The sequence below is a fragment of the Paenibacillus nuruki genome, assembly GCF_963311185.1.
Classification (GTDB): Bacteria; Bacillota; Bacilli; order Paenibacillales; family Paenibacillaceae; genus Saccharibacillus; species Saccharibacillus nuruki.
This window is the reverse complement of the sequence record NZ_OY725677.1, coordinates 2699915-2714590: the sequence shown is the minus strand read 5'-3', so window position 1 is coordinate 2714590 and position 14676 is coordinate 2699915. Positions and strand designations below refer to the sequence as shown.

Sequence of the window (14676 nt, the reverse complement as noted above, 5' to 3'; positions counted from 1 at the left end):
TAACTATATATAGAAGCGACTATCACAGAGATTCTTTTAAATCGTAGGAGTTAGATGTTATGATTATAGAGTGTATAATACATAGTTATACAAATTGCATAAAAATAACTTTAAATTTTAACTAAATGTTTCCATATGTATAAAATCACGGAATCAGTTCGGTCCAATCCAGCATAATAAGTGGAAGAAGACTCAACGGTTCTCCTGCACAGACTGCTAATTGATACTTTGAATCGATCGGCAGATGACGGAAAAAGCTTGCCATATCGATAGGTTTGGCTGAACTTACTTGATATTCGTGGTTATCATTTTGTAGAACAGAGAATGAGTCTAAGGGTAAAGAAAGCCCTTTACCTACAAATTTGATATAACTTTCTTTTAACGTCCATAATGCATAAAAGGTGGTTAGCTGTTCACTTTCCGGTGCATTCATTAATAATTGATATTCTGGTTCCGTATAAAAGCGCTGAGCGATCCCAAAGTCGATAGGACGTATTTGTTCGATATCAATACCAACTGGAACATTCCCATCAGCACATACGATCCATTCACCTGCATGGGATACATTAAAATGAATATCAGGTTGATTGTGTAGGTACGGTTTCCCATATTTATTTTGCTCAAATTGAATCTGGTGATCTTGCAGTTGATAATGAGTACGTAATCGATGCAAAACAAGCAGTTCTCCTATTAAGCCACGTTGAGCATCTTGCTGTCGAACAAATTTCAAAGAAGCTTCTTTTCGTGGAGGTGATACATTACGACGTAATACCTCCATATCTTCTAACGATAATAAATCCGGCAAATGTATTGCTGTTACTGTAATCAATCTCTAGTCTCCCCACTTTCTTATATCGATTTATAGTTATAAAAGAAATGACTTTATTGTCTAAATTATACAATACCATTTTCGAGGAGGAAATATAATGTCAGAAATCAAACATTTAGCGCATCAAACCGAGGATGGGTACTTTGTGCAATTAATTCCAGATGTTCAATTTGCTCGCTTTGCCAATGGTCAATCGTTAAAAATGAATATTTTGCGTCCTGTTTCTGATTTGCCATTACCGTTAATAGTCTGGGTCGTCGGCGGAGCATGGGTCGATATTGATCCTTACAAACATATCCCGGCACTGTCCAAATTAGCTCGTCAAGGGTATGTGATTGCTTGTGTGGAATACCGCACTGTGAACAAAGCACCTTTTCCTGCACAGTTAGAAGATATCAAAACAGCGATTCGCTTTTTACGTGCTCATGCACTGGATTATCATATTGATCCTGAACATATCGGAATCTGGGGACACTCCGCAGGTGCACATTTATCTGCATTAGTTGGTGTGACTGGAGAGCAAGCAGAATGGGATCAACAAGGACAATGGCAAGGACATTCCAGTAGTGTCAAAGCAGTAGTTGATTTTGCAGGGCCGATTGATATTCAGGCAGATTTTCAAAGTGAATATGAATTACCGGTGATTTCTTTACTGATGGGCGGGCCGTTACGACATAAAATAGACACAGCCGATCAATCGAATCCTATTCATCATCTTGCTTCTCATATTCCTGCTCATGTGCCTCCGTTTTTAATTATGCATGGCGATCAAGATCAGGTGGTACCTGCGCGTCAGAGCCAGTTTTTGTATGATGCTTTAGCAGCGATATCGGCGGAAGTCACATTGTATATTTTAGAAGGTGTAGGTCATTCGTCGACTACATTTATGACCCGAAATGATGTTTTAGAAATTGTTAGTGAATTTTTTGCGCGACATTTGAAAGGATCATGACCAATATAGGTTAATAGTAGAGTAGGCTGCTTATCAAGAGTCTAAACAGTTCATAATGTGCTTTTACATTAAGGGCATACGAAAGATTGAGAGGGATAGACCATTGGACAATCATGAACATGAAATTCTTCAAAACCTGATATCTGAAAGTGGGTCGTACCGATCTCTTTTTGAATATCACCCTGATGCGATATATGTTATGGACAAAAAGGGGAATTACATTTATACCAATCCAGGTGTCGAAAAGATTTCTGGTTATACTATAGATACATTAGAACATGTCGATAGAAGTAAAATTTTTGGAGCAGAGCGCATAGAAATGCGTTCTCCTTATCTGGCAGAGGTGTTACAAGGTAAATCTGTACAATTTCAGACTCACATTTATCATCGACAAGGACATTTGATTGACCTAGATGTTACATATACACCCATCGTTATTGACGAAGAAATTGTAGGCATTTATGGTATCGCCAAAGATATTACAGCACGCAATGATGTTGAACAAAAACTTGTAGAAGCTGAACGTATGTATAGACTGATTTCTGAAAATGCCGATGATCTGATCACTTGTTCCGATGCAGACGGAATGATTACCTATATTTCACCTTCTGTTGAAAAAATTCTAGGATTTCTACCTTCTGAATTAATGCAGACGTTGTCTACTGATTTGATTTATGCCGAAGATATTTTGCAATTAGAACCTCCATTTCAATCACGCAAAGCGGTTCAAATTCGCTGTGTATGCAAAAACAAAACGTATAAGTGGATCGAATTAACGGTTAAAGCGATCAAAGATGAAAATGGAGTAACGGTTCAATATATGGGAATAGGGCGAGATATTACTGCTCGTAAAGAATCAGAAGAGCAACTTCGCAAAAGTGAAGAACGTTTAGCTCTGGCACAAAGTATTGCTGGATTTGGATGTTGGGATTGGAATTTAGATACGCAAGAATTAGTCTGCTCGGATAAGTTTCTTGAGATTCTTGGCGTAGAATCACCTTCAGCTAAGTTATTGTATCGTCATTTTTTGACGATGGTTCATCATGAAGATCGGGATAAAGTACGGTATGCTTTTCGGCAATCGGTTGCTCAGGAACATGTGAATATTGAATGTCGTCTAGTAGATCAACATCATCAGATCAAAACTGTGCATATTCAAGGCACACTGGTGACAGATGACAATGACGGTACGCGCCAGATTGTAGGTACGATTCAAGATATAACAGAAAGTCGTCTGATGGAAGACTTAATTCGTGAAAGTGAACGTCAATACCGGATGCTTTCTAACAATACATTAGATCTGATTTCTTCTCATACCGCAGATGAAGAACTTAGTTTTATATATACGTCAGCTTCTGTGAAAAAGCTTATTGGGTATGAAGGAGAAGAATTGATCGGTAAAAGTGCATTCTCTTTTTATCATCCTGAAGATTATCAAGCTGTCCGAGATTATATTAAATGGATTACTGAGATGCCTGAGCATAGTAAGTCAAAGACAGTACATTATCGTTTTCAACATAAAACAGGTCATTATGTCTGGTTAGAAAGTACAGCGACGTATACACCTAGTCAGATCGAAGGAATTGCCGGTACAGTGATTGCAGTCTCCAGAGATGTCACTGATCGTAAATTAGCAGAACAGCGATTACACGAGAGCGAACAGCGTTACAAGTCACTTGTGGAGTATAATCCATCAGGTGTATATTCATTTGATCTACAAGGTCGATTATTTAATCTCAATCCTGTTGCTGAAATTCAAAGTGGTTATGATCGAACACGATTAAAAAACACATACTTTGCTGAGCTGATCCATCCTGATCTGCGTGAAGAAGCTTTGAATCGTTTTAATAGAGCCAAAATGGGCATGCCACAGAATTACGAAACGGTGCTGGTGCATCATACCGGTCATCAAATTGAAGTGAATATTACCAATGTGCCGATTATCGTCAGCGGAGAAATCACCGGTGTATTCGGAATTGCGACAGATATTACAGAAAGCAAAAAATATGTAGAGCAGATTAAAAAAATCAGTGATGAATACAATTTGATATTGAGTTCGGTATCCGAAGGCATTTATGGAGTAGATGCAGACGGCAATGGTATCTTTTTGAATGCGGCAGCTTCTTCGATGCTAGGCGTGACCAAAGAAGAATTTATAGGATCACCTGTCCGTGACTTGTTAATGCATACGCGATCAGATGGAGAGCCTTATGCGGCTACCCATCATCCAGTAGAGCTAACGATGCAAGATAGCATTTCAAGACGTGTAACGGAAGATGTGTTCTTTCGCCGTGACGGTTCTAGCTTTTTCGCTTCTTATCAGACCAATGCATTACGAGATCGGGAAAAGATTGTCGGTGTTGTGGTTGTATTCAGTGATCGAACCAATGAGAAAGCGATTATAGAAGCCAAAGAATCCGCAGAGCGAGCTGCTTATGCGAAGTCTCAATTTATCTCAATGATGAGTCATGAGATTCGTACACCGATGAATGGAATTGTCGGTATGGCGGAATTGATGCTTGATCTTGATCTGAATGAAGAACAAGCTAGTTATATTCATATTATTCGTCAAAGCGGCAATGAATTGATGCAGATTATTAATGATATTATGGATGTGCATCGTCTGGAAAATGGAAATGTCGAACTGGAAGAAGAGTTATTCGATCTTCGTGAATTAATAGATGATGTCTATCAATGGTTTTTGCCGACAGCGCAAAGTAAGTATTTGGTATTTGATAAGCATATTGAACAAGAAGTTCCGAAGTTAGCCAGAGGGGATATGCCTCGAATCAAGCAAGTACTGGTCAATATTATAGGCAATGCGATTAAGTTTACGGAAAAAGGAAATATTCATCTTAGCGCAGGCGTCTCGTATTTGTCTCAAGATCAAGGCATGATGCTGAATTTCCAGATTACAGATACAGGGATTGGCATACCCGCAGATAAGCTAAGTGAGCTATTTCATTCATTCTCCCAAGTACATCCGGTGATGAATCGTCGCTATGGTGGTACAGGGCTAGGATTGTTTATTTGCAAAAATCTTATTGAATTAATGAATGGAACGATTGGTGTCAACAGTCAGGAACATCAAGGTTCTACGTTTTATTTCAGTATTCCATTACAGTTAGCTTAATAAAAAAACCTGTTAAGAGACATGTTATCAAAGATGTCTCTTAACAGGTTTTTTGTATTTAAATGAAGTAGTTGTATGAAGAAATTAATGGTTATTTTTGGCATACATAATGGCAATTGTCTGTGGACCACAATGACTGGATATAACGCATCCTGCTTCTGTAATCATTACCTGACGCGCATCAGTCTGCTCTCGAAGTACAGCTTGCATGTGACGAGCTTCTGCTTCAGCAAAAGAATGAACTACAAAAATAATATCTTGATCAATCGCATGTCGATGAGCAAGTGTATTTCTAAGCAGTTGTTCGACAGCTTTTTCACGTTTACCTCGTATTTTGTAAGCAGGAACCAGTGTTCCGTGTGTAGTGACCTGAATGACTGGACGAATTTTGAGCAGGCTACCGATCAGATTCTGCATACCTGAACAGCGTCCACCTTTGTATAAAAATTCTAACGAATCAATAGCGAACTCGGTCTCGATCTGTGAGCGCATCGATTCAAGCAATAACACAATCTCTGCAACCGATTGTTGCTGATCGATCGCTTGTACCGCTTTCATCACTAACAAGCCAATCGAACTGGATAAGTTCAATGAATCTACGATCGTTACTGCGCCTTCAGGAAATGTATTGGCTGCTAGATGTGCATTAGCATACGTGGAAGAAAGAGCGGAAGAAAGACTGATATAAATAATCGTATGCCCATTGTCAATCACAGGCTGAAAAGCATGAATAAAATCAGCAGGTGAAGGTGCAGACGTTTTGGGTGTTTGTCCGGTTTGTTTTACTTTCTCATACAATTCGGCAGGTGTCATATCCACACCATCCCGGTATACTTCATTATTAAAATTCACATATAAAGGCACAACACCGATTTGATTTTCTTCTAACCATGCCTTTGGTAAATCGCAAGTACTATCTACAAAAATACGAATAGATGTCATAATAATCTCCTGTCTTTCCATCAAGTCCAATTATCTATATCTAAATGCTGATAAGAATAGATTGTATTAGTATATCACGATTTACAGTACACAAAAAAGCAGATTGCCTCTTCTCTAAGAAAGAATAGAAAAGGAAACCTGCAACAAATAAGATTCATATGACAAAATAGAAATAAGCGATTGAGAGTAATTAATAACTGCTGTCTGAGAAAATACCGATAATAAAAAAGAATAAAATAAAAGCGGCTGGAAAAGCATTTAAAACAATACCGATAATTGCAAACACTTTACGACGTTGCTTGATGCAACAACCAACAATCCCTAAGACCAGACCAGTACAATTAGCAAGGATCAATAATCCCCATATCAACACAAGGACAAGTAACCCACCTAATATTGCAGCCAGCCCTGCTTCGATACTCTGTTCATCTAACAGATTAAAAGAAATATCTGAATTTTCAACAGCGGCTACCATCATAATAACAGCAATCACACCTACAATAATATTAACAATAAGCGTAGATATTCCAATAATAAAAGAAGCGACACCTAACTTAGAATGAGGCCAGCGTTGCCCGGGTAGAGGAGCGTATGGATCATTAGGATTGTAATAGTTATCATTAGATGGTGGTACAAAGGTAGAAGAGCGATAATCATAAGGCTCTGATGTTGCTAAAGGATCTCTAAAATCATTGTCTTGAGGTGCGTCCGTATCTTTTTTTAAATTAGGAAAAGATGAATTTCGTTTGGGATCATAAGGGTCCATGAATCTAATCTCCTTTACAATATATGTATGTACCGTTACTTTTTCATAATTTCCTCACAAATGCAAGCATCGGAGTAAGGTATAATTAAAAATAAAACAATTAGCAGGAGGCATATTCATGCAACGCACATATTTAATTATCGGTTCTATTCTGGGTATGATTGGAGTCGGCATTGGCGCTTTCGGTGCTCATCTATTAGAACCTATTATCGGGCCTCAACTGTTACAAACGTTCAAAACAGGTGTGGAATATCACTTTGTACATACACTGGCTATTTTGATTGTCGCTGTGCTCGCAGGAGTGATTGGTGAATCCAGTCTGTTGCGTTGGGCAGGTCGATTATTTACTATTGGAGTTATCATTTTCTCAGGTAGTCTCTATGTATTAAGTATAACTGGAATCAAAGTGTTAGGTGCAATTACTCCTATTGGTGGAGTATGCTTTATAGCAGGCTGGATCATGTTAGCACTTGTTGGAGCCAAATACGGTAAACGGAATTAAACCAATCTCATTATCATATATAACATAATAATAGCGTCTATCTCATTGACCGGGATAGACGCTATTTTGATATTCATCGTTAGAAGAAGCGGATCGTCAATAAGATAACGATTTAAGTATGTTGAAAATCATCAATCTCATTGAGTTTGAACGTATACACTTGTTTTTCGTCCACATGATATACACTAATCGTTTGATTTTCATTATCAAAATTTAAGATACGACACGGAATAGAAAAGCGATCCCCTCGATTGTTGATCGTTAGACGTACCAATGTATTATCTTTGATGTAAAGGGCTAACCAGCTATTCATATCATTTTCGATCTTTTCATGTAAGATCGCTGCTGATTTAGCTTCTTGTTTGTGCTTTTCTAATTTTTTGACCAGTGACGCAGTTTGTGCAGTAATTGATTTTTTACTTTCAGATATACTTGATATATCTATAGGCACTTGCTGTTTACTTGTATCTTTCAAAGATTTCTCTATCTTTTGTCCAAGTTTGATGCCAGAAACGACTCTAAAATCTGCTAATTCTTCATGATTATTTAGAATTTCAAGCAGTTTTTGAAGAGCAACAGCGTTGTTTCGACCAGAGATCATCAGGTCAACATTAAATAAAAATTCGGCTTCGTCGTTAGTTGGCTTTTTATCCATGATTCTCCCATCTCACTTATCCTATCAGAATGTTAAAAATTTTCACAATTCATTATAACCTACCGTTTTTAAAATAAATCATTTCAAGTACATATGCTTTTAAATCGTTTACAATTGCCTCAATAAGCAAAATTAGATAAACACGAAATGTAAGCCTTATCTATATACTTTTATCGGATGGGCTGTCGAAATATGTTACAAAAATATATTGCATTTAGGGGCAAAAAGACCGGTATCCTATCGGACCCGGTCAGCTCAACAAATTCATACGTGATGCAAAGCAGATATCATATTATACGAACATAATATGAGTATAGATTACACTTCAAATATATTTCTTAGACCTTCTTCATACGAAGGATAAACAATACCTTTTTCAGTGATAATTGCAGTTACGTATTCGTTAGGTGTTACATCAAATGCCGGGTTAAACACTTTAATATCTTTTGGTGCGGTACGTTTGCCAAAGCCTTCTGTTACTTCTTCCGCAGAACGTTCTTCAATCGGAATTTCAGTTCCATTAGCAGTGGATAGATCAATGGTCGATAACGGGCATGCCACATAGAAAGGAATATTATGTGCTTTGGCAAGTACCGCTACACTATACGTTCCAATCTTGTTTGCTACATCACCATTAGCAGCTACGCGGTCTGCACCTACGATAACAGCTTGAATCCACCCTTTGGACATTACCATACCAGCCATATTGTCACAGAGAAGCGTAACATCAATACCGGCTTGTTGCAATTCAAATGCTGTTAAGCGAGCACCTTGAAGCACAGGACGTGTCTCATCAGCATAGACTTTAAGATGAATACCTTTTTCATGAGCAAGGTACATAGGAGCCAGTGCTGTACCATACTTAGCTGTTGCGAGTCCGCCTGCATTACAGTGAGTCAATACACCCATACCATCTGTAAATAAAGGCAGTGCATGTTCACCGATCATACGACATACTTCTTCATCTTCGACATGAATTGCAATCGCTTCAGCCAACAGACCCGCATTACGATCAGCAGTTGTACCTGCTTGTTCTGCCAATTGATGAGCTTTCTTATTCATACGATCCAATGCCCAGAACAAATTCACAGCGGTTGGACGAGATTCAGCTAGATAAGCAGCTGTTTTAAGCACATGTTTGAGCCAGTGGTCTGCATCTTCGCCTTCATATTCCCAGGAGCCTAGAACAACGCCGTAGGCAGCAGAGATACCGATAGCAGGTGCTCCACGTACTTTCATCGAACGAATCGATTCAAATACTTGCTCTGACGTAAATAATTCAAGCATTACAATTTCATCTGGTAATAAACGTTGATCAAGCATCAACAATTTATCGTCGTCCCAACGCAATGATAACAAAGGTTCAAATGGCGCTTTAACTGGATTCTCATCCGATGTTGAAAATGATGGATTCATCTAAAGAAACACTCCCTGTCCTATATATCGTCAAACCAAAATCATATAATAGAAGAATTTATAATCGCAATCTCTACTATGATTTGAATAGCTTACGCTTGTTCATAACCAACACTTAAATAGTAAACGTTAAAATATAGGATATCGGAAAAGAAGGAATTTGCACAGTCTTTTTTCAATATCTATTTGTTTCGTAAATGAAATACAAGGGTAATTTGTAAACAGACGAGGCTGAGGATTGAAAGTCTCCAACATCCAATTTGAAAAGAAGAAAGAGGGAGATCTAATCATGACGAATACAACTAATAAAGGTCAAACTAAAAAAGTTGAAGAACTTCTAAATCTACAGGTTGCTAACCTGAATGTATTATATGTAAAAATTCATAATTTCCACTGGTATGTAAAAGGTGAAAACTTCTATACATTGCATATCAAATTCGAAGAATTGTACAACGAAGTAACATTGAAAATGGATGAAATCGCTGAGCGTCTATTGACTCTTAAAGGTTCACCTGCTGCAACGTTGAAAGAATATTTGGAACTAGCAACGATTCAAGAAGCGAACGGAACAGAAGATGCGCGTACAATGGTACAAACATTGATCGAAGACTTCGCTACAGTTAATGAGCAATTCCAAGAAACAATCGAATTGGCTGATGAAGCGGATGACCAACCAACAGCAGATATGTTGATTGCGTTCAAAGCAGATCTTGAAAAACACATGTGGATGCTTCGTTCATTCTTGGGTAACTAATCCCCATCTCAGATGTACTGCATAAGCTTTACCCTGCTACATTGAAGTCCTTCACATCTGCGATATAATAGGTGATAACAAACCGTTACAGAAAGTGAGGGCGACGATTGATGGCGGAATCAGTATTGGCTTTGAAAGAATGGGCTTCGGTTATTGAGGCGTTGGAAAAAGGTCACCAGATCTTATTGATGCGCAAAGGCGGCATTGTCGAAGAGACACGTCACTTTGAGCTGAAAGATCATGCCTTTTACTTGTATCCAACTTACGAGCACCAACGTCGCGAATTGCTCAAATCCGAATACAATCATTTGGTAGACGAATCACTTAACGGCTGGTCTCCTGATACGAGATCAGCTGATATTCGTCTGTATGCGGAAGTAACAGATGATTTAGAGATATTCGAGCAAGACCAGCTAGATGCTTTACTGGACCAGCATATCTGGACAGATACGTTTGCCGAAGAACGTTTGCATTGGAAAAGAAAAAGTCCGCTTCATTTACTGATTGTGCGGGTATATATACTTGAACGACCGATAGAGATCCCTGTGCAGGACCAGTACCTGGGCTGCAAATCATGGATTTCTATACCAAGTGGTCTGGTGACGAGCGAATTGACGCCGGTGCTGGACGCTGCGGAGTTTGAGCGAATGAGAACTGTCATTTTGCAAGCTTTGCAACAAGACGGGACATTCTACAAGGCTTGACTGAGTGATCGGTCAGGTCTTTTTTGCATGGCATAAGATTATCGGTTTCATTGCGACTACTTCAAATTTATTATAAAATAACTTGAGAATCGTTGAGAATCAGTTTAGAATGGTTCTAAGAGAGATTTATTCTTAGACTTTATCTAAATGTATTTTCGTTTTTCGTACATCAGGGATTTGTGTACTATACTCTCTGTTGACAGATATATAAGCTACAACCAAACTACTTATTTCACTGGAGGTCAAAACTATTATGGCAACGAATTTCGTCATTGAAGGTTTGAAAGCAACAATTGACAATAAGGAAATCCTTAAAGGGATTAACCTTTCAATGAAAGGTGGAGAAATCCACGCAATCATGGGACCTAACGGTACTGGTAAAAGTACATTAGCATCTGCTTTGATGGGACATCCTAAATATGAAGTAACTGAAGGAACTGTAACTTTAGACGGCGAAGACGTTTTGGAAATGGAAGTGGATGAGCGCGCTCGTGCAGGTCTATTCTTGGCTATGCAGTATCCAAGTGAAATTACAGGGGTAACGAACTCTGACTTCTTGCGTAGTGCAATCAATGCACGTCGTGAAGAAGGTAAAGAAATTTCATTGATCAAATTTATCCGTCAAATGGAAGGAAGCATGAAAGAGCTAGACATGAATGCTGAATTCGCACATCGTTACTTGAACGAAGGTTTCTCCGGTGGTGAGAAAAAACGTAACGAAATCTTGCAAATGTTATTGCTTGAGCCAAAATTAGTTATTCTAGATGAAATTGACTCTGGTCTTGATATTGATGCTCTTAAAATCGTAGCAAACGGCGTAAACAAAATGCGTAATGAAGATCGTGGATTCTTAATCATTACTCACTACCAACGTCTACTTGATTATATTACTCCTGACTATGTACACGTAATGATGCAAGGTCGTATCGTGAAATCCGGTGGACCTGAATTGGCTGCTCGTCTTGAAGCAGAAGGTTACGATTGGGTTAAAGAAGAACTTGGTATTACAGACGAAACTGTAGGTCAAGAAGCGTAAAACACTGCACGGAAGGAGGAGCTAATAACATGACATTGCAAACGATACTTCCATTAAATCTGGAAGCTCTTAAATCATTATCTCAACAAAAGAATGAACCTGCATGGTTGACTGAGAACCGTTTGAAAGCACTTGAACTTGCTTCCAAATTGGAACTTCCTAAACCGGAAAAAACCAAGATCGACAAATGGGATCTTTCGGATTACGGAACTTATCAGGCACCTGTAAAAGTAGCAACATTAGACGAATTACCTCCATTGATCAGTGCATTGGTGGAAGGTAACGAATCCGATAACCTGATTGTGCAAAAAGATTCAGGTGCTATTTTCTCCAGTTTATCTGACGAATTGAAAGCTCAAGGTGTGATTTTTACAGATTTGGAAACAGCTGCTCGTGAACACGAAGAGTTGGTGAAGCCCTATCTAACAACAGTCGTTGCACCTGATGAGCATCAATTAACAGCTCTAAATGCAGCGATGTGGAATGGTGGAGCATTCTTATACGTTCCTAAAAACGTAGAAGTAAATATTCCTGTTCAAGCGATCTTTTTGACTGAAAATGCAGGTGCTACATTTGCACCTCGTATTCTAGTAGTAGCAGATACGAACAGTTCTGTAACCTATGTAGATAACTACATTTCATCAGGCGACGATGTTCGTGTGCATAACGGAGTGGTTGAAATTGTGGCTAAAGCGGGCGCTAAAGTTCGTTATGCAACAGTTCACCAATTCGGGGGTAGCACTACAGATATGAGTTACCGTCGTGCAATCACTGAAAATGATGCTTCGATTGAATGGATCATCGGTGAAATGAACGATGGCAATACCGTTACAGATACAGCAACAGTGCTTAAAGGAAATGGATCAACTTCCGATGCGAAAATCATCGCTGTAGGTTCAGGTTCTCAGCGCTTGAACTATACAACCAAAGCGGTTCATTTTGGTAAAGATACAACTAGCCAAATGATCACTCGTGCAGTGATGCGCGAATCTGCAAATGCGATTATTAACGGTATTACCAAAATCGAACATGGTGCAACTCGTTCGAATGGTGAGCAAACAGAGAAAGTATTAATGTTAAGTCCGAAAGCTCGTGGCGACGCGAATCCAATCTTATTGATTGATGAAGATGATGTTATGGCAGGACACGCAGCATCTGTAGGTCAGGTTAACCCTGAGCAAGTTCATTACTTGATGTCGCGTGGTATTACTCGTCCAGAAGCAGAGCGACTGATTATCTACGGTTTCCTGGCTCCAGTCGTATCGGATATTCCTTTGGAACGTTTGCAGACTCGTTTGCAGGAACTGGTTGAAAGGAAGCTAGGTCAGTGAACCAAGCTATCCGCGAGCAGTTTCCGATTTTACATCAGGAAGTAAACGGACATCCGCTTGTTTATCTAGACAATGCAGCAACCTCTCAGAAGCCACAGGTTGTCCTGGATGCGCTCAATCATTATTATGAGTATGATAACTCCAATGTACACCGCGGCGTTCATACACTGGGAACACGGGCGACTGACGCTTACGAAGGTGCTCGTGAAAAGATTGCTCGCTTTATCAATGCCGGACGTAGTGAAGAAATTGTTTTCACACGCGGTACAACAACAGCACTGAATCTAGTGGCTTCGTCCTACGGTCGTCCTCGGTTACAACCGGGTGACGAAATCGTGGTTACACCGATGGAACATCACAGTAATCTGATTCCATGGCAGCAATTAGCCAAGGCAACAGGAGCAACACTTAAATATATTCCATTACAACCGGATGGCAATATTGATCTGGCAGATGTGGAAAAAGTAATTAACAGCAATACCAAAATTGTCTCGGTTGTCTATGTATCTAATGTGCTTGGCGTTGTGAATCCAGTGAAACAAATTGCTGAGATCGCACACCGTCATGGAGCGATTATGGTGGTAGACGGCGCACAAAGTACACCGCATATGAAAGTGGACGTACAAGATCTGGATTGTGATTTCTATGCACTTTCCAGTCACAAAATGTGTGGACCTACTGGATTCGGAGCTCTATACGGTAAGCGTCAATTGCTTGCTCAAATGGAACCGATCGAGTTCGGTGGCGAGATGATTAACGATGTGGGATTATACGAATCCGACTGGAAAGACGCTCCATGGAGATTTGAAGGCGGTACGCCGATTATCTCAGGGGCTGTTGGACTGGGAGCAGCGATTGATTTCCTAACTGAAATTGGAATGGATGAAATCGAAAAGCATGAAGCGCATCTTGCGAATTATGCGATGGAACGTATGTCTCAGATCGAAGGCTTAAAAATTTATGGACCTGCTAAGCGTAAAGTCGGTATTGTGACGTTCAATCTGGATGGTGTTCATCCTCATGATCTAGCAACAGTACTGGATACGTTCGGGGTAGCGATTCGTGCAGGACATCATTGCTGTCAGCCATTAATGAGATGGCTTGAAGCAAGTTCGACGGCACGCGCAAGCTTTTACCTGTATAATAATGAACAAGACGTAGATCGCTTGATCGATGCGTTGGTTCAGACGAAGGAGTATTTTGGCGATGAAACTTGATGATCTCTACCGCCGTGTGATTATGGATCACTACAAAAATCAACGTAACCGCGGTTCATTTGAAGACGGAGCGATGACGGTTGAACTGAACAACCCAACCTGTGGTGACCGAATATCTCTACAACTTTTGGTGGAAGATAATAAAGTGAAAGATGCCAAATTTTCAGGAGACGGTTGTTCAATCAGTATGGCTTCCGCTTCAATGATGACAGAAGCTGTAAAAGGCAGAACTTATGAAGAAGCACTTGAACTTGCAGACCGCTTCTCTGCTCTCATGAAGGGCGAAGATGTGGAATTTGAAGAATACGAAGAGATCGAAGCCCTATCTGGAGTAAATAAATTCCCTGCTCGCATCAAGTGTGCTACGTTGGCCTGGAATGCCCTACGCAAGGGAATTGTTACAGAAGACAACTAAATGCTTCACAAATTAGATGGGGAG

General features: G+C 39.6%; 14 protein-coding genes. 9 read left to right on the top strand and 5 right to left on the bottom strand.

From position 1 onward, the window contains the following. Positions 1-145: 145 nt before the first annotated feature. The gene (locus RCP16_RS12120) at positions 146-829 is read right to left on the bottom strand and encodes a 4'-phosphopantetheinyl transferase family protein (RefSeq protein ID WP_308640397.1); all 684 of its coding nucleotides are present in this window, start codon (positions 827-829) and stop codon (positions 146-148) included. A 97-nt stretch (positions 830-926) separates the two neighbouring features. Here RCP16_RS12120 and RCP16_RS12115 point away from each other — a divergent pair, with 97 nt between their 5' ends. Continuing rightward, positions 927-1781 carry an alpha/beta hydrolase gene (locus tag RCP16_RS12115; protein ID WP_308640396.1) on the top strand — a complete coding sequence of 285 codons (855 nt, stop codon included), beginning with the start codon at positions 927-929 and terminating at the stop codon, positions 1779-1781. 55 nt (positions 1782-1836) lie between these two features. Further along, entirely contained in the window at positions 1837-4914 is a 3078-nt protein-coding gene (locus RCP16_RS12110; protein WP_308640395.1) for a PAS domain S-box protein, read from the top strand. 84 nt (positions 4915-4998) lie between these two features. Here the strand turns inward: RCP16_RS12110 and RCP16_RS12105 are convergent, their stop codons facing one another. Further along, positions 4999-5856: a DegV family protein gene (locus tag RCP16_RS12105; RefSeq protein ID WP_308640394.1), complete on the bottom strand. Its 858-nt coding sequence runs from the start codon at positions 5854-5856 to the stop codon at positions 4999-5001. A gap of 190 nt (positions 5857-6046) precedes the next feature. Then, complete coding sequence (locus RCP16_RS12100) at positions 6047-6622, bottom strand: hypothetical protein (protein WP_308640393.1); 576 nt, start codon at positions 6620-6622, stop codon at positions 6047-6049. A gap of 118 nt (positions 6623-6740) precedes the next feature. Here RCP16_RS12100 and RCP16_RS12095 point away from each other — a divergent pair, with 118 nt between their 5' ends. Beyond that, positions 6741-7124 (top strand): DUF423 domain-containing protein, encoded by a 384-nt coding sequence (locus RCP16_RS12095; RefSeq protein WP_069326957.1) that lies wholly within the window; start codon positions 6741-6743, stop codon positions 7122-7124. Positions 7125-7236: 112 nt separating this feature from the next. On the opposite strand, the gene RCP16_RS12090 is transcribed toward RCP16_RS12095, so the two are convergent. Further along, positions 7237-7779 (bottom strand): hypothetical protein, encoded by a 543-nt coding sequence (locus tag RCP16_RS12090; RefSeq protein ID WP_069326958.1) that lies wholly within the window; start codon positions 7777-7779, stop codon positions 7237-7239. 318 nt (positions 7780-8097) lie between these two features. Further along, entirely contained in the window at positions 8098-9195 is a 1098-nt protein-coding gene (gene mtnA / locus RCP16_RS12085; RefSeq protein ID WP_308640392.1) for an S-methyl-5-thioribose-1-phosphate isomerase, read from the bottom strand. A 289-nt stretch (positions 9196-9484) separates the two neighbouring features. On the opposite strand from mtnA, the gene RCP16_RS12080 reads away from it, so the two are divergent. The 6 genes from RCP16_RS12080 (at position 9485) to sufU (ending at position 14652) form a co-directional block, all read left to right on the top strand. After that, a complete protein-coding gene (locus tag RCP16_RS12080; RefSeq protein WP_069326960.1) occupies positions 9485-9949 on the top strand; it encodes a Dps family protein in 465 nt (154 codons plus the stop codon). A gap of 110 nt (positions 9950-10059) precedes the next feature. Then, positions 10060-10653: a DUF1802 family protein gene (locus RCP16_RS12075; protein WP_273593579.1), complete on the top strand. Its 594-nt coding sequence runs from the start codon at positions 10060-10062 to the stop codon at positions 10651-10653. 253 nt (positions 10654-10906) lie between these two features. Next, positions 10907-11689: a Fe-S cluster assembly ATPase SufC gene (gene sufC / locus RCP16_RS12070; protein ID WP_069326962.1), complete on the top strand. Its 783-nt coding sequence runs from the start codon at positions 10907-10909 to the stop codon at positions 11687-11689. A 29-nt stretch (positions 11690-11718) separates the two neighbouring features. After that, positions 11719-13020: a Fe-S cluster assembly protein SufD gene (sufD, locus tag RCP16_RS12065; protein WP_069326963.1), complete on the top strand. Its 1302-nt coding sequence runs from the start codon at positions 11719-11721 to the stop codon at positions 13018-13020. Beyond that, the gene (locus RCP16_RS12060) at positions 13017-14237 is read left to right on the top strand and encodes a cysteine desulfurase (protein WP_069326964.1); all 1221 of its coding nucleotides are present in this window, start codon (positions 13017-13019) and stop codon (positions 14235-14237) included. The genes sufD and RCP16_RS12060 overlap by 4 nt, the downstream gene beginning before the upstream one ends. Continuing rightward, complete coding sequence (sufU, locus tag RCP16_RS12055) at positions 14227-14652, top strand: Fe-S cluster assembly sulfur transfer protein SufU (protein ID WP_069326965.1); 426 nt, start codon at positions 14227-14229, stop codon at positions 14650-14652. The genes RCP16_RS12060 and sufU overlap by 11 nt, the downstream gene beginning before the upstream one ends. Positions 14653-14676 lie beyond the last annotated feature (24 nt).